Consider the following 25,510-nt stretch of genomic DNA (forward strand, 5'->3'; position numbering starts at 1 on the left):
CTACAGCTCGTGGCCGAGGTCGGCCGACAACTGCTCGACCAGGTCGCGGGCCGCGTCCGGGATCACCGTCCCGGGCGGGAACACGGCCGTGGCGCCCATCTCCAGCAGGGCCGGCACGTCCTGCGGCGGGATCACCCCGCCGACCACGATCATGATGTCCTCGCGGCCCTCCTCCGCCAGCTTCTCGCGCAGCGCCGGAACGAGGGTCAGGTGGCCGGCGGCCAGCGAGGACACGCCGACCACGTGCACGTCCGCCTCGACCGCCTGCCGGGCGACCTCCTCCGGCGTCTGGAACAGCGGGCCGACGTCGACGTCGAAACCGAGGTCGGCGAAGGCGGTGGCGATCACCTTCTGGCCGCGGTCGTGACCGTCCTGGCCCATCTTGGCGACCAGGATGCGCGGCCGGCGCCCCTCGGCCTCCTCGAACGCGTCCACCAGGGCCCGGGTGCGGTCCACGGACGGGGACTGGCCTGCTTCGTTACGGTACACGCCGGAAATCGTACGGATCTGGCTCGCGTGCCGCCCGTACACCTTCTCCAGTGCGTCGGAGATCTCGCCGACCGTCGCCTTGGCGCGGGCCGCCCGCACGGCCAGCTCCAGCAGGTTGCCGTCACCGTCGGCCGCCCGGGTGAGCGCGTCCAGCGCGTCCCGGCACGCGGTCTCGTCCCGTTCCGCGCGCAGCCGCCGCAGCTTCTCGATCTGCTGGGCGCGCACGGAGGAGTTGTCGACCTTGAGGACCTCGATCGCCTCGTCGCTGTCCACCCGGTACTTGTTCACGCCGATCACCGGCTGCCGCCCGGAGTCGATGCGGGCCTGCGTCCGCGCGGCCGCCTCCTCCACGCGCAGCTTCGGGATGCCGGCGTCGATGGCCTGCGCCATGCCGCCCGCCCGCTCGACCTCCTGGATGTGCTGCCAGGCCTTGCGCGCGAGGTCGTAGGTCAGCCGCTCGACGTAGGCGCTGCCGCCCCACGGGTCGATGACCCGCGTGGTGCCGGACTCCTGCTGGATGAGCAGCTGGGTGTTGCGGGCGATGCGCGCCGAGAAGTCGGTCGGCAGCGCCAGGGCCTCGTCCAGGGCGTTGGTGTGCAGCGACTGGGTGTGCCCCTGGGTCGCCGCCATCGCCTCCACGCACGTGCGCGTGACGTTGTTGAAGACGTCCTGCGCGGTCAGCGACCAGCCCGAGGTCTGCGAATGGGTGCGCAGCGACAGGGACTTGGTGTTCTTGGGCTCGAACTGCGAGACCAGCTTGGCCCACAGCAGCCGCGCGGCCCGCAGCTTCGCGACCTCCATGAAGAAGTTCATGCCGATCGCCCAGAAGAAGGAGAGGCGAGGGGCGAACGCGTCCACGTCCAGGCCCGCCTCCCGGCCCGCGCGGAGGTACTCCACGCCGTCCGCGAGCGTGTACGCCAGTTCCAGGTCGGCCGTCGCGCCGGCTTCCTGGATGTGGTAACCGGAGATGGAGATGGAGTTGTAGCGGGGCATCCGCTGCGAGGTGTACGCGAAGATGTCGGAGATGATCCGCATCGACGGTTTCGGCGGATAGATGTAGGTGTTGCGGACCATGAACTCCTTGAGGATGTCGTTCTGGATGGTCCCGGCGAGCTTCTCGGGCGGCACGCCCTGTTCCTCGGCCGCCACGATGTACAGCGCCAGCACCGGCAGCACGGCGCCGTTCATCGTCATCGACACCGTCATTTTGTCCAGCGGGATGCCGTCGAACAGCTGGCGCATGTCGTAGATGGAGTCGATGGCCACGCCCGCCATGCCGACGTCACCGGTGACCCGCGGGTGGTCGCTGTCGTAGCCGCGGTGCGTGGGCAGGTCGAAGGCGACCGACAGGCCCTTCTGGCCGGCCGCCAGGTTGCGCCGGTAGAAGGCGTTGGACTCCTCCGCGGTGGAGAAGCCCGCGTACTGGCGGATGGTCCAGGGCTGGTTGACGTACATCGTCGGGTACGGGCCCCGCAGGTACGGCGCGATGCCCGGGTAGGTGCCCAGGAAGTCCAGGCCCTCCAGGTCACGGCCGGTGTACAGCGGCTTGACCCCGATGCCCTCCGGGGTCTCCCAGAGCGGCTCGGGGCCCCCGGTGGCCGCCTTGACGGCCGCACGCCACTCGCCGTCGGTGGCGTCGGCGACCGGGGTGCCCAGCTCGATGCCGGAGAAGTCGGGGATTCCCATCAGGACACTCCCATGCGGTCGAGGGTCGCGGACAGCACGTCCACGGCGTCGCAGCCCGCGAAGACGTACGAGTCGATGCCGGGGTAGTCTCCCCGGCCTGCCAGGAACACATGCCGGGCCCCGGCCGCGCGCAGCGCCCCGGCCGTCCGCTCGGCCTCTTCGGCGTAGCGCGCGTCGCTGGAGCACACCACGGCCTCCGTCGCGCCGCTGTCCTCGAAACGGCCCTCGGCGACCGGCTCGATGCCGCCCGCCTGGAAGAGGTTGGCGGCGAAGGTCGAGCGCGCGGTGTACTCGGCGGCGGAGCCGATGGTGGCGAGGAAGATCCGGGGCCGGGCGCCGGTCGCCGCCAGATGGGCGTCGGAGCGGGCGCGCAACTCCTCGTACGCCTCGTCGCGGCGTACCCGCGGCAGACCGCCGGAGGGAGGCTCGGGCGCGGGCGTGCGCTCCACCGGCTTCTCGGACAGCAGCGGGAACTCGCTGACCCCGGTGATGGGCTCGCGCCGCTTGGCGAGCTTCTTGGAGCGCTCCGCCCAGGTCGTGGCCAGGTCGGTGCGGAGCCGGCCGGAGCGCAGCACGGCCGCCTGGCCGCCGTCGCGCTCGATGGTCCGGAAGTACTGCCAGGCGGCCCCGGCGAGTTCGTCCGTCAGCCGCTCGACGTACCAGGAGCCGCCCGCCGGGTCGATGACCCGGGCCAGGTGCGACTCCTCGATCAGGATGGCGGAGGTGTTGCGGGCGATCCGCCGGGCGAACGCGTCGGGCAGGCCCAGCGCGTGGTCGAACGGCAGGACGGTCACGGAGTCGGCGCCGCCCACCCCCGCGGCGAGGGTCGCGACCGTCGTGCGGAGCATGTTCACCCACGGGTCGCGGCGGCTCATCATCACCGGCGAGGTGACCACGTGCTGCACCTGCGCGCCCGCGTCCGGCGCCCCGCACACCTCGGCGACCCGCGCCCACAGCCGGCGGGCCGCGCGCAGCTTGGCGATGGTCAGGAACTGGTCGGCGGTGGCCGCGTAGCGGAACTCCAGCTGTGCGGCGGCCTGTTCGACGCCGAGCCCGGCCCCGGTCAGCTCCCGCAGGTAGGCCACACCGGTGGCCAGCGAGGCACCGAGCTCCTGTGCGGCCGAGCCGCCCGCCTCGTGGTACGGCAGCGCGTCCACGGTCAGCGCGCGCAGGCCCGGGTACCGCGCGGCGCAGCGCGCGGCGAGGGCGGCGTACGGCGCGAAGTCCAGTGCGGTGCCGGTACGGGCTTCGTACCCCAGCGGGTCGGCGCCCAGATTGCCTCGTACGGCCGTTGCGTCCACACCCTTGTCCGCGAAAAGCCGTAGCAGGGCCTCGGCGGCCTGCTCGGTGTCGGGGCCCGCGTCCAGGACGACCGGCGCCAGGTCGAGGTAGACGCCGTCGAGGGCGCGGCCCAGCTCGGAGACCGGGATGCCGCCCTCGCCGAGGACCAGCCAGAGGGAGGTGCCGCCGTTCTCCAGGTCGGCGAGCACGGCGTTCTCCGTGCCGTCGGCCAGTGCCGTGTGCCGCTGCCGTACGTCCCAGCCGTTCGTGATGCCGCCCTCCGGGCGGCTGCCCCGCACGAAGGGGGCGAAGCCCGGCAGGCCGGGGTCGGGCGCGCCGTCGCGCGCGGTGTACAGGGGCCGGGTGCGCAGCCCGTCCTCCAGCGTCGTGGACAGGGCGTCCTCTGCTGCCGCGCCGGAAAGCTCCTTGCCCGACTTGCGCAGTACGCCCTCGACCAGGCGTTGCCACTGCTCATGTGTCGCGTCGGGGAACTCGGCGGCCAGTGAGAGCCCGTCGTCAGGCAGGACCGTCATGGCTCGGATGCTAGGGCAGGCCGCCGAACGCGGGGTGAAGTGCGGGCTGTGAGGTTTCTCCCCTTGCGGTTGTGACCAGGGCCGCTTCGGCCCGCGGCGGTGTGTCGCGCGGCTCGGCGCGGCTGGTCCCCCGGCTCCGGTGCGAGCGCGCACAGGGCTGCCCTGGGGCCCGGTCACCGTGGGCCGGGAGGGGTCCGGCACGGGCTGGAACCGGCTGGGCGGGGCGCGCGGTCCGCCCGCGGCCGGGGCCGCGCTCACTTCACCCGGGCGGCCGGCCGAGCCCCAGGTCGGCCCGCCGCACCTCCCGCGTGGACAGCGTCTGCGGGCCGTCCGTGAAGACCCGCAGCCGCAGCCGGGTGCCCCGCTTCGACGGCACCCGGAACCCGTCCGCCGGCGGCCGGAGTTCGACGGTCGCCGTGGCGTGCGCGGGAAGGCGTGCCGGGCCGCCCACCCGGGTCCAGTACCGGCTCATGCCCTGGCCGGTGGTGAGCATGTAGTGCGGGGTGAGCGGGGTGCCGCCGGTGTTGGTGACCCGCAGGGTGAGCCCGGACAGCGTCTCCCCGGAGGTGTGCCGGGCCGACGCGACCTTCAGTCGCAGCGGTGCGGACCCCGTCGCCGCCAGGGCCGCGCTCACCAGCGCGGGCGCCACCAGTGCCGCGACGGCCCAGGCCAGGGCCGTCCGGCGGTGCGGCCCGGTCAGCGGGCGGGGCCGCGGCTGCCAGGCACGGGCGAACTCCGCCGGCGGCACGGTGACCGCCGCGGCCACCCACAGCGGGGTCATCATCAGGTAGTAGCCGTCCTGGGAGCGGGTCGCCACGTAGAAGGCACACCACGGCAGCACGGTCGCGGCCGGCCCCAGCCGCCGCACGAACAGTACGAACACCGCCAGCAGGGCCGCGAGGAGCAGCACGCTCGCGCGGCCGTACCAGTCGAGCCGGTCGCTGCCGTCGGTGAAGTACAGCGAGACGCTCACCAGGCCCTGGCCGTGCAGCACCGCGCCCTGGGTCAGCGGCAGGGCGATGCCCCCGAGCCACCCGACCGGCTCGCGCACGACGAAGTACGCGTTGATCAGCAGCCAGGTGAGCACCGCGGTCCCCGTGATCCGCAGCATCACCCGCGCCGCCGCCCGCCCGCCCAGCTCGCCGCGGCGCACGGCGTAGATCCCGGCCAGCAGGAACGGCGTGACGAACCAGGGCAGTTGCTGGGCCGCGCACGCGGCCCCGAGACACGCGGCCCGGGCGATCCCGGCCGCGCCCAGCCGGCCGCGCGCGCCGAGCCGGGGCCAGCGCACCACCACCGGCACCAGCAGGGCCAGGCCGATGATCGCCGGATAGCCGTGACGGGCGTACATCGGCAGGAACCCGAAGCCCAGGCAGACCATCGTGGCCGCCGAGCGCCACGGCACCGGCAGCAGCCGCCACAGCCCGATCGCGCCCGCGATCAGCGCCAGCGTCGACGCCGCCGTCGCCGGGGCGCCGCCGGGGCCCACCCACAGCAGCGGCGCGGTGAGCAGCGGGGCCAGCGGGGGGTAGCCGTACGTGAAGTCGTACCCGCCGTCCATGGTCGCCGTCAGTGGCACGCCCTTGCCTTCGAACAGCCAGGGCCACGGCTGCCCGTACACCGCGTGCCCGGCGACGAGCTCCCGCGCGGCCTGGGCGGTGAGGACGGCCTCGTCGCCGCCGTCGTGACCGAGCGTCCAGGCGCACAGGGCCAGGGTCACCGCGGTCGCCAGCGCCAGCAGGTCCAGGCGGGCCAGCGAGCGGGTCCGGCGGACCGTCAGGACCAGTACGCCGGTCACCAGGATGGAGGCGTAGCAGACCGAGACGACCCCGGCGAGGACCAGCTGGTGGGCGACCGCCTGTTTCCACAGCGCGCGCGTGCCGATGAACAGGCTCACGGCGGCGAGCAGGGTCAGTACGCGGTGCCACTGCGCCGGACAGTCCGGGGCCGCCTCGGGCGCCCCCGGTCCGGCGGACACCGCCCACGGGGTCCACCGGCCGGCCGTCACCTGTTTCGTCTCTGCCACGTGCACGGCACCGGACGCTAGCGGTGCCCGGTGAGCGGGGCACGGAGGCCGGTGAGGAGTCGGGGGTGAGCCGCGTAAGATACGGACGAATGGGTGAATACCAAGAGGGTCGTGGCGAGAGGGGCGTGCCCGGTCGGTCGCGGACCGTGTCGTTGTTGGGCCGAACGGGTGACTTGGCGTAAGAATTGGCTGGTGCAGGCAATGAGTGCGAGTCAGGTCGGGGGGAGCCGGTGAGCCGTTACGACGTCACCGATGAACAGTGGGAAGGGCTCGCCCAGGTCGTGCCGCTGCGGGGCCGGGACGCCTGGCCGTCCGCGGTGAGCCACCGCTCGCTGCCCGACGCCGAGACCGAGACACGGCGCCGGTTCGTGGTCCTGCGCGTCAACGTCTTCGCGGACGCCCGCGAGGTCGCCGAGACCCTGATGGCCGGGGTGCCGGTCCTGCTCGACCTGTCCGGCGCGGAGGGGGACGTCGCCAAGCGCGTCCTCGACTTCAGCACCGGCGTCGTCTTCGGCCTGGGCAGCGGGATGCACCGGGTGGACCGCAACGTCTTCCTCCTCACGCCGCCCGGCACGGAGGTCAGCGGTCTGATGGAGGGCGCGGGCATGTCGGGCACGTGACACCGGGCCACCGGCCCGGCCGCGCCGGGCAGGGCTGAGCCGGGCGGGGTACGTGAGGCACCTGGCGCCGCGTTCCGTCCGGCTGTGGCTGTGGCTGTGGCTGTGGCTGTGTCTGTGTCTGTGGCCGTCGCGTCGTCGCGTCGTCGCGTCGTCGCGCCGGGCGGTGCCCGTCGTGTGGGCGGCGTCCCCCGATCGTAGGAAGGCGCCGACGGCGAAACGCTTCGTCGGTGGACGGGGCCCTACGGTCCACCCATGGCCGTGCCCTCCGTGTCCACCGCGCCCACCGTGTCCACCGCGCCCACCGCGTCCACCGCGCCCACTGTGTCCACCGCGCCCTGTGGGCCCTTCACGTCAGCCGTGCCCGCCGTGCCGTCAGCGAACCCCGTGTACGCCGAGGCACCGGCGGCCGACGCGACCTCCGTGCAGGCCGAGTCGTCGCCGGCCGGCGTGTCCGCCGGGACCGGCCCCGTGCGGTCCCGGGCGGCCCTCGACGTCCGGGCCCGGATCACCGAGCTGCGGCTGTCGGCGTTCGCGGGTCACCGGCGGGCCGTGTTCCCGCTGGGACCGGTCACCCTGTTCGCGGGGCCCAGCGGGGCCGGCAAGACGACCGCGCTCGCCGCGTACGAGGCGCTGGCACGGCTCGGCGGCGGAGCCCCGCTCGCCGAGGCGTTCCCGGACCCGGTCGCCCGCGTACCGGAGCGGGCGCGCCCCGACGCCCAGGGCCGGCGCGGCTTCCGGATCGGGTGTACGGCCGACGGGGCGGAGGGCCCGGTCCGGCTCGACATCGCCGTCCAGGCCGAACCGGACCTGCGGATCGTGGGGGAGCGGCTCACCGCGCACGGGGTCGTCCTGCTGGAGACCGCCCTGCGCGACCCCGGGCGCCGGACCGTCCAGGCCGCCTGGCACACCGCGGGTTCCGCCCCGGTGACCCGTGCCCCGCTGCCCGACGACCGCCTCGGCACCGCGCTGCTGCCGCTACGTGTGGCCGGCAAAACGGACGGACAGCGCCGTGTGCTGGCCGCGGCCGAGCAGATGGTCGTCGCCCTGCGCTCGGTCTTCCCCTGCGACCCCCGCCCCGAGCACATGCGTGCCCCGGTCCCCACCGGTTCCGGCCGGCTGCTGCCCGGCTGCGACAACCTCGCCGACGTGCTGTGGCGCACCCGCGCGGAGTGCGGCCGCCGGCACGGCCGGCTGGTCGAGGCGCTGCACGCGGGCTGCGCCGGCCGGGTGGCCGACCTGGTCGCCGAGCCGCTGGCCGACGGCACGGTACGGGCGCTGCTCGACCGCGGCGACGGCTGCCGCACCGACATCGCCCGGCTCGGCGACGGCGAGCTGCGCTATCTCGCGCTGACCCTGGTGCTGTTGACCGGGCCGGGGGTGCTGGACATGGACCCGCCGGGTGAGGTGCCGGACGCCCTGCGGACCCTCACCGTCCTCGCCGACGGCTTCGACCGGGGCCTGGATCCGAGCCAGCGCCGGGAACTGCTGGGGCTGGCGTCCCGGATGGGGGAGCGCGGGCACATCCGCTGTGTGGCCGCGGTGCACGACCCCTCGTGGGCCGCGGGGACGCCGGACGTCACGGTGGTACACCTGGACCCGTGACGGAACACCCCGACCTGGACCGACTCCAGCGCAGGCTGGCCGAGTTCGCCGCCGCGCGGAACTGGCAGCCCTACCACACGCCCAAGAGCCTCGTCGCCGCCCTCTCGGTGGAGGCCTCCGAACTGGTCGAGATCTTCCAGTGGCTGACCCCGGAGGAGTCCGCCCGGGTGATGGCCGACCCCGCCACGGCCCACCGCGTCACGGACGAGGTCGCGGACGTCCTGGCCTATCTGCTCCAGCTCTGCGAAGTCCTCGGCATCGACCCGCTGGCGGCCCTGGCCGCGAAGATCGAGCGCAACGAGCGGCGCTTCCCGGTGCCGGGCGCGCAGGGCGGGCAGGACGCCGGCGGGGAGGGACAACAAGCGGACTCTTAAATTCCGTTATTACGCTCCGGAGTCAACAGAGGTGTCGAATCCGAATTGTTGTCCGCTAATTTCCGTCTTCCTCTAGCTTTTCGTCCCAGGGACCTTCACTCTGGGTAGTGAACAAGGAAGTTCAGGCAGATGTGCGAGGTCGCACGTCGGACGGACGGGGGCACGGTATGGATGCGATACGGCTCATCCTCACGAGCAGGCGCGCCCTGGCGGGCGGCGCCGACGCCGTGGAGATGATGGCGGAGGTCTGGCAGGCGCAGGCCCTGGCGCAGGCGATCGGGAGCCGCCTCGCGGTCTCCGGCCCGCCGGAACTGCGCGGGGAAGCGCTGGGGCTGACCGAACTGGCGGGCCGGGGCTGCGGAGTGCTGGACCCACCCGAAGTGGACCCAGGCGAGCTGCGCGCGGCCCAGCTCACCGAACTGGCCGACGCCCGCGAGACCCTGCTGTGCCTCGGCGGCCTGCTCGGCGAGGTCGGGATAGCCCTGGTCGGCATGGCCAGCGCCGCGGCGGACGAGACGACGTACTGGCAGTGCATGGAGGCCATCGACGCGGCCGACGAGTCCCGTGACCGCGTCCTGGAGATGCTGCGCAAGCTGGCGGCACGGGAGGAGGTGTTACCCGAGGACGCCCAGGACAGCCCGTCCGGCGTGTGAACGACCACGGCGCGAACGAGGGCCGCCGACCCGGCCCGAGCACGAAACACCGCCCCGTCGACGCACCCCGCAACACCCCCGCGCACCCGCACCGGCCCCGCCAGGGCCGTCCGACAGCGCGGCCGCCTGGACGCGCCCGCGCACCCCGGCGCACCCCCGCATCACCCCGCCAGACCAGAGCACGGCCCCGCCGACGCTCCCCGTACACCCCCGCCTAGGCGCCGCCTCGGCCGGTTCATGCGCGAGGCTCCCACCGGCGCACCCCACGCAGCCCCGCATCGGCCCGTGCACCAGCGCGGCCGCACCGACGTGCCCCGCGCCCCCCGGTTCAGCCCTGCTCGTCCGTCGAGTCGCGTCCGGGTCCTCCGGACTGGAGGTCCGCCAGGGCCGACAGGTCCGCGTTGAGGGCCGCCATCAGTTCCTCCATCTGCTCCAGCAGGCCCTTCGGCCGGCCCGTGGCGTCGGCGGACGGATCGCCGGGGCCTGTCTGCTGGGGAATGGTCTCTTCGGACATGACGGCCTCCTCGGCCCCCGGCCCGGCAGGGCCGGCGCGGTGACGCGCGACGGCGGCCACCGTCCGGCGCGGGTGCCGGACGGTCCGGCTCCGACGGCCCAACGATCATCGCCGAGGCCGGTCACTGGCCCGGAGCGACGCCCGCGCACGAGGTGGACGATTTTCACCCGACCGGGGACGGCCCCGCCGGGCCGTACCGTCGTGGTTGACGCGGAGGGCGCCGTGCAGGATGGGTGTATGGACCTTCGAATCTTCACCGAGCCCCAGCAGGGCGCCACGTACGACACCTTGCTCACCGTGGCGAAAGCCACCGAGGACCTCGGCTTCGACGCCTTCTTCCGCTCCGACCACTACCTGCGCATGGGCGGCGCGGACGGCCTGCCCGGCCCCACGGACGCCTGGATCACGCTGGCCGGCCTCGCCCGCGAGACCGAGCGGATCCGGCTCGGCACCCTGATGACCGCCGGCACCTTCCGCCTGCCCGGCGTGCTCGCCATCCAGGTCGCCCAGGTCGACCAGATGTCCGGCGGCCGGGTCGAACTCGGCCTGGGCGCGGGCTGGTTCGAGGAGGAGCACAAGGCGTACGGCATCCCCTTCCCGAAGGAGAGGATCGCGCGGCTGGAGGAGCAGCTCGCGATCGTGACCGGCCTGTGGGCGACCGAGGTCGGCAAGACGTTCGACTTCCACGGCACCTACTACCAGCTCGCCGACTCGCCGGCGCTGCCCAAGCCCGCGCAGCGGAAGGTTCCCGTGCTGATCGGCGGTCACGGCGCGGTACGGACCCCGCGGCTGGCGGCCCGGTACGCGGACGAGTTCAACATCCCGTTCGCCTCGGTCGAGGACAGCGAGCGGCAGTTCGGCCGGGTGCGGGCGGCCGCGGCGGAGGCGGGGCGCGGTGCCGACGAGCTGGTGTACTCCAACGCGCTCGTGGTCTGTGTCGGCCGGGACGACCGGGAGGTGGCCCGCCGTGCCGCCGTGATCGGCCGCGAGGTGGACGAGCTGAAGGCCAACGGGCTGGCCGGGTCCCCGGCCGAGGTCGTCGACAAGATCGGCCGCTACGCCGCGATCGGCTCGCGGCGGATCTACCTCCAGCTGCTGGATCTCGACGACCTGGACCACCTGGAGCTGATCTCCGCCCAGGTGCAGTCGCAGCTGTCGTAGCCCCGGGGCGCGGCCCGCTGCGAGGCACCGGCCTTCCCGGCCGTGGGCCGTGTCCGGCCGGCGCGCGGCCGGGGAGCCGGTGCCCCCCGGCCGTGCTCGGCCGCTACCGCGTGAAGCCGTAGTCGAGGATCTTCTTGGCGTCCGCGAAGCGCTGGTCCGGCGAGGTGTCCGCGAGCAGGGTGCCCACGACCGTCTTGGAGCCGCGGGTGGCGGCGAACACCAGGCAGAACTTCGCCTCCGGCCCGGAGCCGGTCTTCACACCGATCGCGCCCCGGTAGGAGCCGAGGAGCTTGTTGGAGTTGTTCCACGGCTGCATGGCGTGCGTTCCGCCGCCGGGCCGGTAGGACTTCATGTCCTTGTACACCGGGGTGCCGACGACCTTCTTGAACGTCTTGTTCTTCAACGCGGTCTGCGCCAGCTTGGCCAGGTCGCGCGGCGAGGAGTAGTTCTTGCCGTTGGACACCCCGTCGAAGGAGTCGAAGTGGGTGTTCTTCAGGCCGAGTTCGCGCGCCTTGCCGTTCATCTTGGTGATGAACGACTTGGTGCGCTGGGCCGTGGTCGAGCCCGTGCCGTAGGTGTCCGCGAGCGCGTAGGCCGCGTCGCAGCCCGACGGGAGCATCAGGCCGTACAGCAGGTCGCCCACCGACATCGAGTCGCCGAGGAGCAGGTTCGCGCTGGAGTAGCGCTGGACGTGCGTCTGCGGGTCGATGACGTAGTCGGTGTACTCCTTCTTGATCTTCACCTTCTTCCCCAGGTCCACGTTCTTCTGGGACAGCACCACGAGCGCCGTCATGATCTTCGTGGTGGAGCCGGTCCGCAGCCGCGCGTCCGGGGCCTTGCCGTAGAGCTGCTTGCCGGTGGCCGCGTTCATCGCGTACGCGCCCTGGGCGGGCACCTGCGGTGCCGCCGCGGCGGTCCGGGCCGCCCCGGCCGCGGACGGCACCGGGGCCGCCTGGGCGGGTGCGGAGGCGAGGACCCCCGCGCCCAGGACGGCACCGGCCGTCAGTACGACGGCGGCTCTTCCGTGTCCCCGGGCACCCTTGCCGAGCGTCATGGTTCCCCCTTCTGCCAGTGGTCAGTTGACGAGGGCTCACTCCATCAGGTCGGGGGCTGGGACGGCCATAACGGAGATCACATGAGGTTTCCGTGAACGGCCGGCACCGGAATTGTGGGCTCCATCACGGCGTCCATGATCCCGGGCTGATCGTATGACCGCGTGCGTAAACTCCTCCCTCTCGCCCTCACCGGCCTCCTCGCCGTGTCGGCATGCCAGTTCGTCGGCGGCGACGACGCCGACGACGAGGCACACCGCCTCAACACGATGAAGGCGCTCCCGCTGAACGACTACCTCGCGGACCCGGCGTCCGCCGACGGGAAGGCCGTCGGCACGGCGCAGTGGCTCCTCGCCAAGAAGTGCATGGTCCGGCTCGGGTTCACCGGCTTCAAAACGCTCGACATCAGGACGGTCGACTCGACGTACCCGGTACGGCAGGGCACCCTCGCGAGCAGCAGCAAGCTCGGTGACGACAGCCCGTACGGCGTGGACGACCCCGACCTGGCGGCCGAGAACGGCTACCACAACCGGCCGCGGGACGAGGCCACCGACCAGCCCATGGAGTGGCCCGCCGACCAGTACACCGCCCTGACCGGCACCTTCGAGGCCGGCGAGAGCCGCCGGGCGCACGGCAACCCCATCCCCGACAAGGGGTGCATGGGCGAGGCGCTCCGGAAGATCGCCGGCCCCCGGCCCAAGCCGACGAAGATCGGCGGCGTGCAGCTCACCGGCTACTCCTCGGTCGCCGCCACCCTCTGGTACCAGGCGCACAAGGAGGCGAGGAAGGACCCCGCCTGGAAGAAGGCCGACCGCGCCTGGTCGACGTGCATGAAGGAGGAGGGCTTCCGATACCCGGACCCGGACAAGGCGTCCATCGACACCGACTGGTTCGGCACCGACGAGCCGTCGGCCAAGGAAAAGAAGACCGCCGCCGCGGACGCCCGGTGCAAACTCGACACCGAGTACATCCAGAAGGTGCACGCCGTCGAGAGCCGCAAGCAGAAGTCGGCCATCGCCCGGCACAAGAAGGAGCTGGAGGAGCGGCTCGCGGCCGACAGGCGGGCCATGGCGAACGCCCGGAAGATCGTCGACGCGGAGTCCTGAACGCGACGGCCGCCCCGGCGCACCCCGGCCGGGTCGGCGGACGCCCTGGCGCACCCGAACCGGCCCACGGACGTACCGGCGAACCCCCACCGGCCGGTGACCGCCCCGGCGCACCCCGGCCGGGTCGGCGGCGGGGGAAAAGCGGTGGTCGGGGAGGGGCCGGCAAGGGAGACTCGACAGCATGTTCGTGACGATCTCCACCACCGGTACGGCCGAGGGGCCGGCCACCGATCTCGGGTACCTGCTGCACAAGCACCCCGACAAGGCGCAGGCCTTCTCCACCTCGTACGGCAAGGCGCACGTCTTCTACCCCGAGGCGGACGCCCACCGTTGCACGGCCGCCCTGCTGCTGGAGATCGATACGGTCGCCCTGGTCCGGCGGGGCAAGGGCAAGGGCCGCGGCGGCGCACCCGACGCGGCCCTCGCCCAGTACGTCAACGACCGCCCCTACGCGGCCTCCTCACTGCTCGCCGTCGCGCTGAGCGGCGTCTTCTCCAGTGCCCTGCGCGGGGTGTGCAACGCCAGGCCGGAGCGGGCCGCCGCCCCGCTGCCGCTGCGCATCGAGGTTCCCGCGCTGCCCGCCCGAGGCGGTGCGGAGCTGGTACGGCGGCTGTTCGCACCGCTCGGCTGGACGGTGACCGCCGACCCCGTACCGCTCGACACCGCGTTCCCCGAGTGGGGCGACTCGCGGTACGTGCGCCTGCTGCTGGAGTCGGAGCGGCTGACCCTCGCCGAGGCCCTGCGCCACCTGTACGTGCTGCTGCCGGTGCTCGACGACGCCAAGCACTACTGGGTCGCCCCCGACGAGGTCGACAAACTGCTGCGGGCCGGCGAGGGCTGGCTGGCCGGCCACCCCGAGCAGCAGCTGATCACCAGCCGCTACCTGTCCCGGCGCTGGTCGCTGACCCGGCAGGCGCGCGAGCGGCTGGAGCTGGTGCGGCTGGCCGAGGCCGACGACAGCGCCGTGGAGGAGATCGACAACGCGGTCGCGGAGGAGACCGAGGACGAGGAGAAGCCGACCCCGCTCGCCGAGCAGCGCCGGACCGCGATCCTGGCCGCACTGCACGCGTCCGGTGCCGCCCGCGTCCTCGACCTCGGCTGCGGCCAGGGCCAGTTGGTGCAGGCGCTGCTCAAGGACACCCGGTTCACCGACATCGTCGGCGTCGACGTGTCCGTACGGGCGCTGGCCATCGCCGCCCGGCGGCTGAAGCTCGACCGCATGGGGGAGCGGCAGGCGTCCCGCGTCAGGCTCGTCCAGGGCTCCCTCGCCTACACCGACAACCGGCTCAAGGGCTACGACGCCGCCGTGCTCAGCGAGGTGATCGAGCACCTCGACCTGCCCCGGCTGCCGGCCCTGGAGTACACCGTGTTCGGGCACGCCCGCCCGCGCACGGTCGTCGTCACCACCCCGAACGTCGAGTACAACGTCCGCTGGGAGAGCCTGCCCGCGGGCCACGTCCGGCACGGCGACCACCGCTTCGAGTGGACCCGCGAGGAGTTCCGCACCTGGGCCACCACGGTGGCCGGACGGCACGGGTACGACGTCGAGTTCGTCCCCGTCGGCCCCGACGACCCGGAGGTCGGGCCACCCACCCAGATGGCCGTCTTCCACATGGACACGGCCACCACACCCACCACCGAGAAGGAGGCGAAGACAGCATGACCGAGACACCGCACAAGGCACGGGTCCTCCCCGTCACCGACCTCTCCCTGGTCGTCCTCGTCGGCGCCTCCGGCTCCGGCAAGTCCACTTTCGCCCGGCGGCACTTCAAGCCCACCGAGGTGATCTCCTCCGACTTCTGCCGCGGTCTGGTCTCCGACGACGAGAACGACCAGAGCGCGACCCGGGACGCCTTCGACGTCCTGCACTACATCGCCGGCAAGCGGCTGGCCGCCGGCCGCCGGACCGTCGTCGACGCCACCAGCGTCCAGCAGGACTCCCGCCGTCAGCTGATCGAGCTGGCGAAGAAGCACGACGTGCTGCCCATCGCCATCGTGCTGGACATGCCCGAGGAGATCTGCGCCGAACGCAACGCGGCCCGCACCGACCGCGCCGACATGCCGCGCCGGGTCATCCAGCGGCACATCCGCGAACTGCGCCGTTCGCTGCGCCACCTGGAGCGCGAGGGCTTCCGCAAGGTGCACGTCCTGCGCGGGGCGGAGGAGGCCGAGAACGCCACCGTCGTCACCGAGAAGCGGTTCAACGACCTGACCCACCTCACCGGCCCCTTCGACATCGTCGGCGACGTCCACGGCTGCGCGTACGAACTGGAGGCGCTGCTCGGCAAGCTGGGGTACGTCGACGGCGTGCACCCGGACGGCCGTACCGCCGTCTTCGTCGGCGACCTCGTCGACCGCGGCCCGGACAGCCCCGGCGTGCTGCGCCGCGTGATGTCCATGGTGAAGTCGGGCAACGCGCTGTGCGTGCCGGGCAACCACGAGAACAAGTACGGCCGCCACCTCAAGGGCCGCAAGGTCCAGCCCACGCACGGACTCGCCGAGACCATCGAGCAGATGGAGACCGAGAGCGAGGAGTTCCGCGCGGAGGTACGGGAGTTCATCGACGGACTCGTCAGCCACTACGTCCTCGACGGCGGACGGCTGGTGGTCTGCCACGCCGGGCTGCCGGAGAAGTACCACGGCCGTACGTCGGGGCGGGTGCGCTCGCACGCGCTGTACGGCGACACCACCGGCGAGACCGACGAGTTCGGGCTGCCGGTGCGCTACCCGTGGGCGGAGGACTACCGGGGACGGGCGGCCGTGGTGTACGGCCACACCCCGGTCCCGGAGGCGACCTGGCTCAACAACACCATCTGCCTGGACACCGGCGCCGTCTTCGGCGGCAAGCTGACCGCGCTGCGCTGGCCGGAGCGCGAGCTGGTCGACGTACCGGCCGAGCGGGTCTGGTACGAGCCGGCGAAGCCGCTGCGCACCGAGGCGCCCGGCGGGCAGGACGGCCGGCCGCTGGACCTGGCGGACGTGCACGGCAGGCGGGCCGTCCAGACGCGGCACGCCGGCATGGTGGCGGTCCGCGAGGAGAACGCTGCGGCGGCCCTGGAGGTCATGAGCCGCTTCGCGATCGACCCGCGCCTGCTGCCGTACCTGCCGCCGACCATGGCACCGACGGCCACTTCCGCGGTGGAGGGCTACCTGGAGCACCCGCGGGAGGCGTTCGCCCAGTACGCGCGGGACGGGGTCGCGCGGGTCGTGTGCGAGGAGAAGCACATGGGCTCGCGGGCCGTGGCCCTGGTGTGCCGGGACGCGGAGGCGGCCCGCCGGCGCTTCGGCGTGGAGGGACCCACGGGCTCGCTGTACACCCGTACCGGCCGGCCGTTCTTCGACGACGGGGCGGTGACCGAGGAGATCCTCGGCCGCCTGCGCTCGGCGATCGGGGACGCGGGCCTGTGGGACGGACTCGGCACGGACTGGCTGCTGCTGGACGCCGAGCTGATGCCGTGGTCGCTGAAGGCCTCCGGACTGCTGCGCGGACAGTACGCGGCCGTCGGCGCCGCCTCCGGCGCGGTGTTCCCGGGCGCGCTCGCCGCCCTGGACGCGGCCGCCGCGCGCGGCGCCGACGTGGCCGGCCTGCTCGCCCGGCAGCGTGAACGCGCCGCCGACGCTGCCGCGTTCACCACCGCCTACCGGCGCTACTGCTGGACCACCGAGGGCCTGGACGGGGTGCGGCTGGCCCCCTTCCAGCTCCTGGCCGCCCAGGGCCGCAGCCTCGCCGCGCTGCCGCACGACGAGCAACTCGCCCTGATCGACCGGCTGGTGGAGCACGACGGCACCGGGCTGCTGCAGACCACCCGGCGGCTCCACGTCGACACCGGCGACCCGGAGTCGGTCCGCGCGGGTGTCGACTGGTGGCTGGAGATGACCGGCCGGGGCGGCGAGGGCATGGTCGTCAAGCCGCTCGGCGCGCTGGTCCGGAGCCCGGAGGGCCGCCTGGTGCAGCCCGGCATCAAGTGCCGGGGCCGCGAGTACCTGCGGATCATCTACGGTCCCGAGTACACCCGGCCGGACAACCTCGCCCGGCTGCGGCAGCGGTTCCTGAACCACAAGCGGTCGCTGGCCCTGCGCGAGTACGCCCTCGGCCTGGAGGCCCTGGACCGGCTCGCCGACGGGGAGCCGCTGTGGCGGGTGCACGAGGCGGTGTTCGGAGTGCTCGCGCTGGAGTCCGAGCCGGTGGACCCGCGCCTGTAGAACCACCCGCCACCACACGCCCTTGTGCCGCACACGCACCTGTCCATATGGTGAACAGCCGTGCGACACAAGGGTGTTCGCGCGCCGTGAGGGGAGTGGTGGGCGTGGAGATCAAAAAGGTGGTCGTCCGTGAGGACCGGCGCAGCACCGTCCGCCGGCCGGCGATCCTGGAGAAGCGGCCGACCCGCTGAGCATGCGCGTCCATCTGGTCACGATGCCGTGGCACCCGCTCGATCTGCCCTCGCTCCAGCTGGGCCTGCTGAACCGGATCGTGCGGCGGGCCCGCCCCGGGGACGAGGTGACCGAGTTCCACGGCTCGCTGCGCTGGGCCGAGTTCCTGCTGGAGCACTCCGGCGGCCGGCTGCGGCCGGGGGACTGCGTCGAGGTCGGCAGCGACGCGATCTTCCACGGCCTCGGCGACTGGGTCTTCTCCGGCGCCCTCTACGACGACCCCGGCTGGGGCACGTCCCGGCTGCGCGACTACGCGGCCGGCCGGGGCGTCTTCATCGACACGGCCCTGGCGATGCGCCCCTACGCGGCCCCCTTCGTCGACGCCTGCGCCACCGAGGTGCTGGCGGCCGACCCGGACGTGGTCGGGTTCACCACCACCTTCATGCAGAACGTGCCGTCGCTCGCCCTGGCCCGGGAGCTGAAGCGACGACGCCCCGCGGTGGTGACCGTCTTCGGCGGCAGCAACTGCGACGGCCCCATGGGCCACGCCCTGCACCGCAACCACCCCTTCGTGGACCACGTCGTCCGCGGCGAGGCGGAGACCGCCTTCCCGGCCCTGCTGCACCACCTGGACGCGGGCACCGCGCCCGTGGACGTTCCGGGCCTGTGCTGGTGGGACGGCGCGGTGTCCCGGGCCAACACCGAAACCCGGCGGACCGTGGCCCCCGCCGACATACCCACCCCCGACTACGACCAGTGGCAGGCCGCACTCGACGCCTCCCCGGTGCGCGAGTACATCCACCCGAAGCTGGTCGTGGAAGGCGCCCGCGGCTGCTGGTGGGGCGAGAAGCACCACTGCACTTTCTGCGGGCTGAACGGCACCGCGATGGCCTTCCGCGCCAAACCGGGCGACCGGCTGTGGGCGGAGATCGAACGGCTGGTGCGCCGCCACCGCATCCTCGACGTGGTCACCGTCGACAACATCATCGACATGGCCTACTTCCGCGACTTCCTGCCCCGCGTGACCGCGAGCGGCTGGGACCTGCGGCTGCACTACGAGGTCAAGTCGAACCTCACCCCGGCCCAGCTCCGGCTCCTCGGCGCCTCCGGCACGGTGCACATCCAGCCCGGCATCGAGAGCCTGGGCAGCAGGGTCCTGGACCTCATGGACAAGGGTGTCACCGGCGCCCGCAACGTCCGCACCCTGCGCGAGTGCGAGAACCACGACCTGACCTGCTCCTGGAACCTGCTGTACGGGTTCCCGGGCGAGACCGCGGACGACTACACGCCGGTCGTCGAGCAGCTCCCCGCGCTGGTCCACCTCCAGCCGCCGAGCGGCGCCCACCGCATCCAGCTGGAGCGGTTCAGCCCGCACTTCACCGACCCGGCCCTCGGCTTCGGCAAGCGCCGCCCGGCCGAGATGTACCAGCACGTCTACGACCTGCCCGAGGACGAACTCGCCGACCTGGTCTACCTGTTCGACACCGAACCGGCCGGCATCGCCGGTCCGGTCGAGCGGCGGCTGACGGAGGCGGTGGCCGCCTGGCGGGCCGGCCACGCCGACTCCCGGCTGCTGTTCGAGGAGGACGGCCCCGAGCTGCTGGTGCACGACCGCCGGCACGGCCGCCCGCCCGCCACCCACCGTTTCACCGGCTGGCGCGCCACGGCCCTGCGCCGCCTGGAGGACGGCCGGACGGCCCCGGCGCTGCACCGCCTGCTGGCCGCCGACGGCCACCGGGTGCCGGAGGAGGCGCTGGACGCCTGGCTCCGGCAGGCGCTCGCCCTGGGCCTGCTGTTCCGGGACGGCGCCACCTACGTGTCCCTGCCCACCTGGGCCGAACCGGTCCGCCTGCCCGAGGGCCCCGCATGACCGGCCTGCCCGGCACCGTGCCGGACCCGGACACCGGGCGGACCGCCGAGGGGACCCGCACGAGCGGCCTGCCCGGCACCGTGCCGCACCGGCTCGTCGGCCGCCGGGTGGAGGTCGTCGGGCCCCTCGACCTGAGCGGTGCGGGCCGTGCGACGGCGGAGGCCGTGCGGTTCCTGCGCGAGTGCCAGGGGCTCGGCCTGCGCGTCGGCTGGCGGGGCACGGGCCGGCCTTCCTTCGACCCACGCCTCCTGAGCCATCTGCCCCCGCCCACGGAGCCCCTGGAAGACCACGGGATGTCGGCGGCCTGGCAGGCGTCCTACGCCCACGGCGTCCTCTACCACCGGCGTGGCCCGGACTTCGTCACGGTCCTGGACCGCAGGGAACGCGGCACGGCCGTCCGGCTCACCCTGGACCACCCCGCTCTGCTCGCCGCCTTCCTGCGACTGCTGGAGCCCACACCCGCCGGCGCCCTGGACGCGGGCGGGCGGGAGGCGCTCGCACTGCTCGTCGCCGAGCGCCTGGCCCTGGTCTGCGGGGACTGGGCGGTGACCCTGCCGCCACGCATCCGCCGCTGGCCGGTGCCGTGCACCGCCATCTGACACGGCTCTCGTCGGCCCGACACCGCTTCTCGTCGGCGGGACGAGAACAGGAACGAGAACAGGAACGAGAACAGGAACGGGCGGAAACGGCCGAGAAGGGCGTGAAGGCGGGCGGTAATGGCCAGGATGGTGGCATGGCATACCACGTCGACTCCGAGGCCGGGCGGCTGCGCCGCGTCATCCTGCACCGGCCCGACCTCGAGCTCAAAAGGCTCACCCCCAGCAACAAGGACGCGCTGCTCTTCGACGACGTGCTGTGGGTGCGCCGGGCGCGCGCCGAGCACGACGGGTTCGCCGACGTCCTGCGCGATCGGGGGGTCGCCGTCCACCTCTTCGGCGACCTGCTCGCGGAGGTGCTGGAGCTGCCCGCCGCGCGGACGCTGGTCCTGGACCGGGTCTTCGACGAGAAGGAGTACGGCCCGCTGGCCACCGACCACCTCCGGGCCGCCTTCGAGACCCTGCCCGCGCGCGAGCTGACCGAGGCCCTCGTGGGCGGGATGACCAAACGGGAGTTCCTGGAGGCGCACGAGGAGCCGACCTCCGTGCGGTTCCACGTCATGGACCTGGACGACTTCCTGCTCCGGCCGCTGCCCAACCACCTCTTCACCCGGGACACCTCGGCCTGGATCTACGACGGCGTCTCCATCAACGCCATGCGCTGGCCGGCGCGGCAGCGCGAGACCGTGCACTTCGAGGCGATCTACCGGCACCACCCGCTCTTCCGGGACGAGGCGTTCCACATCTGGTCCGAGGGGCAGGCCGACTACCCGTCCACCATCGAGGGCGGCGACGTCCTGGTGATCGGCAACGGCGCGGTCCTCATCGGGATGAGCGAACGCACCACCCCGCAGGCCGTCGAGATGCTCGCGCACAAGCTGTTCGCCGCCGGGTCCGCGCACACGATCGTCGCGCTCGACATGCCCAAGAAGCGCGCGCTGATGCACCTCGACACCGTGATGACCATGGTCGACGGCGATGTCTTCACCCAGTACGCGGGCCTTGGCATGCTCCGCTCGTACACCATCGAGCCGGGCACCGCCGACAAGGAGCTGAAGGTCACCGACCACCCGCCGGAGCACATGCACCGCGCGATCGCCGCCGCGCTCGGGCTGAGCGAGATCCGCGTCCTGACCGCGACCCAGGACGTCCACGCGGCCGAGCGCGAGCAGTGGGACGACGGCTGCAACGTGCTGGCCGTCGAGCCCGGTGTCGTCGTGGCCTACGAGCGCAACGTCACCACCAACACCCATCTGCGCAAGCAGGGCATCGAGGTCATCGAGATCCCGGGCAGCGAGCTGGGGCGGGGCCGCGGCGGCCCGCGGTGCATGAGCTGTCCCGTCCAGCGAGACGCTGTATAGAAATGTGAATGCTCGTATAGAATTCCAGCAGTCCCTGTAGTCATACCTCTGGAGCGCCCCCATGGCGACAGTCCCGACCGCCCTCGCCGGCCGCCACTTCCTCAAGGAGCTGGACTTCACCGAGGAGGAGTTCCGCGGCCTGGTCGAGCTGGCCGCCGAGCTGAAGGCCGCCAAGAAGGCCGGGACCGAGACCCGGTACCTCCAGGGGCGCAACATCGCGCTGGTCTTCGAGAAGACCTCGACGCGCACCCGCTGCGCGTTCGAGGTCGCCGCGGCCGACCAGGGCGCCTCCACGACCTACCTGGACCCGTCCGGCTCGCAGATCGGACACAAGGAGTCGGTGAAGGACACCGCCCGCGTGCTGGGCCGGATGTACGACGGCATCGAGTACCGCGGCGACAGCCAGGCCAAGGTCGAGGAGCTGGCGGCGTACGCCGGCGTGCCCGTGTACAACGGGCTCACCGACGACTGGCACCCCACCCAGATGCTCGCCGACGTGCTCACCATGACCGAGCACAGCGGCAAGCCGCTGCGGAAGATCGGCTTCGCCTACCTCGGTGACGCCCGCTTCAACATGGGCAACTCCTACCTGGTCACCGGCGCCCTGCTCGGCATGGACGTACGGATCGTCGCCCCGAAGTCCTACTGGCCGGCCCCGGAGATCGTCGAGCGCGCGCAGACGCTCGCCGCCTCCAGCGGTGCGCGCGTCACGCTGACCGAGGACGTCGCCGAGGGTGTCGCGGGCGCCGACTTCGTCGCCACCGACGTCTGGGTCTCCATGGGCGAGCCCATGGAGGTGTGGGACGAGCGGATCGCGGCCCTCTCGCCGTACGCCGTGACCATGGACGTGCTGCGCGCCACCGGCAACCCGGACGTGAAGTTCCTGCACTGCCTGCCGGCCTTCCACGACCTCGGCACCACGGTGGGGCGGCAGATCCACGAGGCTCACGGCCTGACGTCGCTGGAGGTGACGGACGAGGTCTTCGAGTCCGCCCACTCGGTGGTGTTCGACGAGGCCGAGAACCGCCTCCACACCATCAAGGCGGTGCTGGTCGCCACACTCGCCCGGTAGCCCTTGCCTGACCGGCCTCACCAGGCCTTATCCTGACCGGCGGCCCGGAGCCACCCCTTCCGAGGCCGTCGCCGCGCCGCTACGACAGGCGCCCGCACCACCAGAAACGAGCACCACCCGCATGCCCGCTCCCCGCATCAAGTCCCCGCACCTGCTCGTCGCCGAATCCGGAGCCGACCGCGAGGGACACGGCCTGAAGCGCACCATGGGCCTCTTCCAGCTCATCTGCTTCGGCGTCGGCGCCATCGTCGGCACCGGCATCTTCGTCGGTCTCTCCGACTCCGTCGCCCAGGCCGGCCCGGCCGTCGTCGTCTCCTTCATCCTCGCCGCGCTGACCTGCGTCTTCACCGCCTTCTCCTTCGCGGAGCTGGGCGGCGCCATCCCGGTCTCCGGCTCCTCGTACTCCTTCGCCTACGCCGGCCTCGGCGAGTCCACGGCCTTCCTCGTCGGCTGGTGCCTGCTGCTGGAGTACGGCATCTCCATCTCGGCCGTCGCGGTCGGCTGGAGCGAGTACGTCAACGAGCTGCTGCACAGCCTCACCGGCGTCCAGCTCCCGGCCGCCCTGTCCGCGGGCCCCGGCGACGGCGGCGTCGTCAACCTCCCGGCCGTGCTCGTCATCGCCATGGCCTCCGTGCTGCTGGTGCGCGGGGTGCGGGAGAGTGCCCGGGCGACGGCCGCGATGGCCGCGGTCAAGCTCGCGATCCTGCTCGCCTTCTGCGCCATCGGCTACAGCGCCTTCAAGGACGGCAACCTCACCCCGTTCTCCCCGGCCGGCCTCGGCGGCATCGGCGCGGGCACCACCGCCGCGTTCTTCTCCTACATCGGCTTCGACGCCATCACCACCGCCGGCGAGGAGGCGAAGAACCCGCGCCGGGACGTCCCCGTGGCGATCCTCGTCTGCATGGGCCTGGTCACCCTGCTCTACTGCGCGGTCGCACTCGCCGCCATCGGCGCCATCGGCGGCGACCAGGTCGCCGGCCGTCCCGCCGCCCTCTCCTACGTCGTCAACCAGGTCACCGGCTCCACCGTCGGCGGCGGTGTCATCGCCTTCGGCGCGGTCGTCGCCATCGCCTCCGTGGTCCTCGCCGTGATGTACGGCCAGACCCGCATCCTGATGTCGATGTCCCGGGACGGCCTGATCCCGCGCGTCTTCGAGAAGGTGTCCCCGAGGACGTCGACGCCGGTCGCCGGCACGCTGATCGTCGCCGTCGTCTTCGCGGTCCCGGCGGCCTTCGCCTCCCTCGACTCCGTGATGAACCTGTGCACCATCGGCACGCTCGCCATCATGGCCGTCGTCAACATCGCGGTGATCGCCCTGCGCCGCCGCGAACCGGACCTCGCCCGCAGCTTCCGGGTGCCGCTCTACCCGGTGGCCCCGCTGCTCGGCGTCGGCTTCTGCCTGTACCTGATGTACCAGACCGGCTGGCAGACCTGGCTCCAGTTCGCCGTGTTCCTCGCGGTGGGCCTGCTGGTCTACGGCGCCTACGGCCGCCGGCACTCCACGCTGGCGCAGCCGGGGCCCGAGGTCACGCCGGCCGCCGCTGAGCGGGAACCGCAGGGAGTGTGAACCACACCGCCTTGCCCGACGGGGTGGGGCGGTGACCGCAGGAGGAGCTGAGGGCGCGGATCAGCAGCAGGCCGCGCCCGCCCTCCTGCCACAGGTCCGGCTCCTCCAGCACGGGCCGGGTCAGCTGGCCGGGCGGCGCCGGGTCGGGGTCGTGCACCTCGACCTGGCAGCCGGTCGGCGCCAGCTCCACCACCAGCTCGATCGGTCCGCGCCCGGCGGTGTGCTCCACCGCGTTCGCCACCAGCTCGGCCGTGAGCAGCTCCGCCGTGTCGTGATCGGCCGGGTGCTGCACCTCGGTGAGCGCCGTGCGCACCAGGGCACGCGCCACGGGCACCGCGGCGGTGGTGTGCGGCAGCGCGATGCGCCAGGAGGCCGATTCGGCGGGGCGTTCGTGCAAGGCGAGTCCGTTCATGGAGCAGGCTGTCCTGCTTTCAACCTCAGAAATGGTACGGGGCCCGGCCACGGGAGCCGTCGTCGGGCACCGCCCGGGACCCGCGGCCCCGGTACACGGGCGGCCTACCCAGGCCGGCCGCCCGCCTCGCCGTCCCGAGCCCGTCGTTACGGTGCTGTCGCCGACCGGTGACGGATGTGACCGCAGCGGGCCGGTCACGGCGGCAGGAGGACGGGGGACGGAGGGACGGAGCCGACACCCTGTCGCGTACCCGTGACGACAGTCACAAACAAGTGATAACTTCGTGGGACAGAGCAACGTACGGCACCGCCGCCCTAGGAGGCCGCACGTCATGAGTCCCTTCACCGGCTCCGCAGCCCGCACCGCCGACTGGGAGCACCTGCGGGTCCGGGTCGCCGACGGGGTGGCCACCGTCACCCTCGCCCGCCCCGAGAAGCTCAACGCCCTCACCTTCGGTGCCTACGCCGACCTGCGCGACCTGCTCGCCGAACTGTCCCGGGAGCGCTCGGTGCGCGCCCTGGTGCTGGCCGGCCAGGGGCGCGGTTTCTGCTCCGGCGGCGACGTCGACGAGATCATCGGCGCCACCCTGTCCATGGACACCGCCCAGCTGCTCGACTTCAACCGGATGACCGGACAGGTCGTGAGGGCGATCCGCGAATGCCCGTTCCCGGTGATCGCCGCGCTGCACGGCGTGGCGGCCGGTGCCGGCGCGGTGCTCGCCCTGGCGGCCGACTTCCGGGTCGCCGACCCCTCGGCCCGCTTCGCCTTCCTCTTCACCCGGGTCGGCCTGTCCGGCGGCGACATGGGCGCGGCCTATCTGCTGCCCCGGGTCGTCGGCCTCGGCCACGCCACCCGGCTGCTCATGCTCGGCGATCAGGTGCGGGCCCCCGAGGCCGAACGCATCGGCCTGATCAGCGAGATGACGCAGGAGGGCCGTGCCGACGAGGCGGCCGCCGCACTGGCCCGCCGCCTGGCCGACGGCCCGGCCCTGGCCCACGCCCAGACGAAGTCCCTGCTCACGGCCGAGCTCGACATGCCGCTGGCGGCGTCGGTCGAGCTGGACGCCTCGACCCAGGCCCTGCTGATGAACGGCGCGGACTACGCGGAGTTCCACGCGGCCTTCACGGAGAAGCGCCCGCCCAAGTGGCGGGGGAGGTAGTC

General features: G+C 72.9%; 20 protein-coding genes. 14 read left to right on the forward strand and 6 right to left on the reverse strand.

Annotation, left to right across the window (positions count from 1 at the left end):
- The 3 genes from scpA to ABZ576_RS07515 form a co-directional block, all read right to left on the reverse strand.
- Entirely contained in the window at positions 1-2,175 is a 2,175-nt protein-coding gene (gene scpA, locus ABZ576_RS07505) for a methylmalonyl-CoA mutase (RefSeq protein ID WP_360737052.1), read from the reverse strand.
- Positions 2,175-3,989 (reverse strand): methylmalonyl-CoA mutase family protein, encoded by a 1,815-nt coding sequence (locus ABZ576_RS07510; protein WP_360737055.1) that lies wholly within the window; start codon positions 3,987-3,989, stop codon positions 2,175-2,177. Before ABZ576_RS07510 ends, scpA begins: the two co-directional genes overlap by 1 nt.
- A 259-nt stretch (positions 3,990-4,248) precedes the next feature.
- Positions 4,249-5,967 (reverse strand): hypothetical protein, encoded by a 1,719-nt coding sequence (locus ABZ576_RS07515; RefSeq protein ID WP_360737625.1) that lies wholly within the window; start codon positions 5,965-5,967, stop codon positions 4,249-4,251.
- Between the two features lie 278 nt (positions 5,968-6,245).
- Between ABZ576_RS07515 and ABZ576_RS07520 the strand changes: the two genes are divergently transcribed.
- The 4 genes from ABZ576_RS07520 (at position 6,246) to ABZ576_RS07535 (ending at position 9,264) form a co-directional block, all read left to right on the forward strand.
- Positions 6,246-6,635, forward strand: coding sequence for a cell division protein SepF (locus tag ABZ576_RS07520; RefSeq protein WP_360737057.1), 390 nt, complete (start codon positions 6,246-6,248; stop codon positions 6,633-6,635).
- A gap of 252 nt (positions 6,636-6,887) precedes the next feature.
- Positions 6,888-8,237 carry an ATP-binding protein gene (locus ABZ576_RS07525; RefSeq protein ID WP_360737060.1) on the forward strand — a complete coding sequence of 450 codons (1,350 nt, stop codon included), beginning with the start codon at positions 6,888-6,890 and terminating at the stop codon, positions 8,235-8,237.
- The gene (locus ABZ576_RS07530) at positions 8,234-8,611 is read left to right on the forward strand and encodes a nucleotide pyrophosphohydrolase (RefSeq protein ID WP_360737063.1); all 378 of its coding nucleotides are present in this window, start codon (positions 8,234-8,236) and stop codon (positions 8,609-8,611) included. The genes ABZ576_RS07525 and ABZ576_RS07530 overlap by 4 nt, the downstream gene beginning before the upstream one ends.
- Positions 8,612-8,778: 167 nt before the next feature.
- The gene (locus tag ABZ576_RS07535) at positions 8,779-9,264 is read left to right on the forward strand and encodes a DUF6099 family protein (RefSeq protein WP_360737065.1); all 486 of its coding nucleotides are present in this window, start codon (positions 8,779-8,781) and stop codon (positions 9,262-9,264) included.
- 328 nt (positions 9,265-9,592) lie between these two features.
- On the opposite strand, the gene ABZ576_RS07540 is transcribed toward ABZ576_RS07535, so the two are convergent.
- Positions 9,593-9,778 (reverse strand): hypothetical protein, encoded by a 186-nt coding sequence (locus ABZ576_RS07540; protein ID WP_360737068.1) that lies wholly within the window; start codon positions 9,776-9,778, stop codon positions 9,593-9,595.
- 237 nt (positions 9,779-10,015) lie between these two features.
- On the opposite strand from ABZ576_RS07540, the gene ABZ576_RS07545 reads away from it, so the two are divergent.
- Positions 10,016-10,939, forward strand: coding sequence for an LLM class F420-dependent oxidoreductase (locus ABZ576_RS07545; RefSeq protein WP_360737070.1), 924 nt, complete (start codon positions 10,016-10,018; stop codon positions 10,937-10,939).
- A 103-nt stretch (positions 10,940-11,042) separates the two neighbouring features.
- Here the strand turns inward: ABZ576_RS07545 and ABZ576_RS07550 are convergent, their stop codons facing one another.
- Positions 11,043-11,993: a serine hydrolase gene (locus tag ABZ576_RS07550; protein WP_360737073.1), complete on the reverse strand. Its 951-nt coding sequence runs from the start codon at positions 11,991-11,993 to the stop codon at positions 11,043-11,045.
- A 162-nt stretch (positions 11,994-12,155) separates the two neighbouring features.
- On the opposite strand from ABZ576_RS07550, the gene ABZ576_RS07555 reads away from it, so the two are divergent.
- The 8 genes from ABZ576_RS07555 to ABZ576_RS07590 all read left to right on the forward strand — a co-directional run bounded on the left by ABZ576_RS07555 (position 12,156) and on the right by ABZ576_RS07590 (position 23,937).
- A complete protein-coding gene (locus ABZ576_RS07555) occupies positions 12,156-13,097 on the forward strand; it encodes a hypothetical protein (protein WP_360737076.1) in 942 nt (313 codons plus the stop codon).
- A gap of 181 nt (positions 13,098-13,278) precedes the next feature.
- Positions 13,279-14,760, forward strand: a complete 1,482-nt coding sequence (locus ABZ576_RS07560; RefSeq protein WP_360737079.1) for a 3' terminal RNA ribose 2'-O-methyltransferase Hen1 — start codon at positions 13,279-13,281, stop codon at positions 14,758-14,760.
- Positions 14,757-17,300: a polynucleotide kinase-phosphatase gene (locus tag ABZ576_RS07565; RefSeq protein ID WP_360737081.1), complete on the forward strand. Its 2,544-nt coding sequence runs from the start codon at positions 14,757-14,759 to the stop codon at positions 17,298-17,300. Before ABZ576_RS07560 ends, ABZ576_RS07565 begins: the two co-directional genes overlap by 4 nt.
- A 193-nt stretch (positions 17,301-17,493) precedes the next feature.
- Entirely contained in the window at positions 17,494-19,341 is a 1,848-nt protein-coding gene (locus ABZ576_RS07570) for a RiPP maturation radical SAM C-methyltransferase (protein ID WP_360737083.1), read from the forward strand.
- Positions 19,338-19,940, forward strand: coding sequence for a DUF5825 family protein (locus tag ABZ576_RS07575; protein ID WP_360737085.1), 603 nt, complete (start codon positions 19,338-19,340; stop codon positions 19,938-19,940). Before ABZ576_RS07570 ends, ABZ576_RS07575 begins: the two co-directional genes overlap by 4 nt.
- Before the next feature lie 134 nt (positions 19,941-20,074).
- Entirely contained in the window at positions 20,075-21,298 is a 1,224-nt protein-coding gene (locus ABZ576_RS07580) for an arginine deiminase (protein WP_360737088.1), read from the forward strand.
- A 61-nt stretch (positions 21,299-21,359) separates the two neighbouring features.
- On the forward strand, positions 21,360-22,370 hold the full coding sequence (gene argF / locus ABZ576_RS07585) for an ornithine carbamoyltransferase (RefSeq protein WP_360737090.1): 1,011 nt from the start codon (positions 21,360-21,362) through the stop codon (positions 22,368-22,370).
- A gap of 121 nt (positions 22,371-22,491) precedes the next feature.
- Positions 22,492-23,937 carry an amino acid permease gene (locus ABZ576_RS07590; RefSeq protein WP_360737093.1) on the forward strand — a complete coding sequence of 482 codons (1,446 nt, stop codon included), beginning with the start codon at positions 22,492-22,494 and terminating at the stop codon, positions 23,935-23,937.
- On the opposite strand, the gene ABZ576_RS07595 is transcribed toward ABZ576_RS07590, so the two are convergent.
- Entirely contained in the window at positions 23,897-24,349 is a 453-nt protein-coding gene (locus ABZ576_RS07595; protein ID WP_360737095.1) for an ATP-binding protein, read from the reverse strand. The two genes, ABZ576_RS07590 and ABZ576_RS07595, sit on opposite strands and share 41 nt — an antisense overlap.
- Positions 24,350-24,680: 331 nt before the next feature.
- On the opposite strand from ABZ576_RS07595, the gene ABZ576_RS07600 reads away from it, so the two are divergent.
- A complete protein-coding gene (locus ABZ576_RS07600; protein ID WP_360737097.1) occupies positions 24,681-25,508 on the forward strand; it encodes an enoyl-CoA hydratase family protein in 828 nt (275 codons plus the stop codon).
- Positions 25,509-25,510 lie beyond the last annotated feature (2 nt).

It is taken from the genome of Streptomyces sp. NPDC013455 (assembly GCF_040632975.1).
Lineage (GTDB): Bacteria > Actinomycetota > Actinomycetes > Streptomycetales > Streptomycetaceae > Streptomyces.

Bases quoted from the DNA above. Each gene is read 5' to 3' on its own strand.
- scpA (WP_360737052.1), bottom strand. From the start codon at position 2,175: ATGGGAATCCCCGACTTCTCCGGCATCGAGCTGGGCACCCCGGTCGCC.
- ABZ576_RS07510 (WP_360737055.1), bottom strand. From the start codon at position 3,989: ATGACGGTCCTGCCTGACGACGGGCTCTCACTGGCCGCCGAGTTCCCC.
- ABZ576_RS07525 (WP_360737060.1), top strand. From the start codon at position 6,888: ATGGCCGTGCCCTCCGTGTCCACCGCGCCCACCGTGTCCACCGCGCCC.
- ABZ576_RS07535 (WP_360737065.1), top strand. From the start codon at position 8,779: ATGGATGCGATACGGCTCATCCTCACGAGCAGGCGCGCCCTGGCGGGC.
- ABZ576_RS07540 (WP_360737068.1), bottom strand. From the start codon at position 9,778: ATGTCCGAAGAGACCATTCCCCAGCAGACAGGCCCCGGCGATCCGTCC.
- ABZ576_RS07545 (WP_360737070.1), top strand. From the start codon at position 10,016: ATGGACCTTCGAATCTTCACCGAGCCCCAGCAGGGCGCCACGTACGAC.
- ABZ576_RS07550 (WP_360737073.1), bottom strand. From the start codon at position 11,993: ATGACGCTCGGCAAGGGTGCCCGGGGACACGGAAGAGCCGCCGTCGTA.
- ABZ576_RS07560 (WP_360737079.1), top strand. From the start codon at position 13,279: ATGTTCGTGACGATCTCCACCACCGGTACGGCCGAGGGGCCGGCCACC.
- ABZ576_RS07565 (WP_360737081.1), top strand. From the start codon at position 14,757: ATGACCGAGACACCGCACAAGGCACGGGTCCTCCCCGTCACCGACCTC.
- ABZ576_RS07570 (WP_360737083.1), top strand. From the start codon at position 17,494: ATGCGCGTCCATCTGGTCACGATGCCGTGGCACCCGCTCGATCTGCCC.
- ABZ576_RS07575 (WP_360737085.1), top strand. From the start codon at position 19,338: ATGACCGGCCTGCCCGGCACCGTGCCGGACCCGGACACCGGGCGGACC.
- ABZ576_RS07580 (WP_360737088.1), top strand. From the start codon at position 20,075: ATGGCATACCACGTCGACTCCGAGGCCGGGCGGCTGCGCCGCGTCATC.
- argF (WP_360737090.1), top strand. From the start codon at position 21,360: ATGGCGACAGTCCCGACCGCCCTCGCCGGCCGCCACTTCCTCAAGGAG.
- ABZ576_RS07590 (WP_360737093.1), top strand. From the start codon at position 22,492: ATGCCCGCTCCCCGCATCAAGTCCCCGCACCTGCTCGTCGCCGAATCC.
- ABZ576_RS07595 (WP_360737095.1), bottom strand. From the start codon at position 24,349: ATGAACGGACTCGCCTTGCACGAACGCCCCGCCGAATCGGCCTCCTGG.
- ABZ576_RS07600 (WP_360737097.1), top strand. From the start codon at position 24,681: ATGAGTCCCTTCACCGGCTCCGCAGCCCGCACCGCCGACTGGGAGCAC.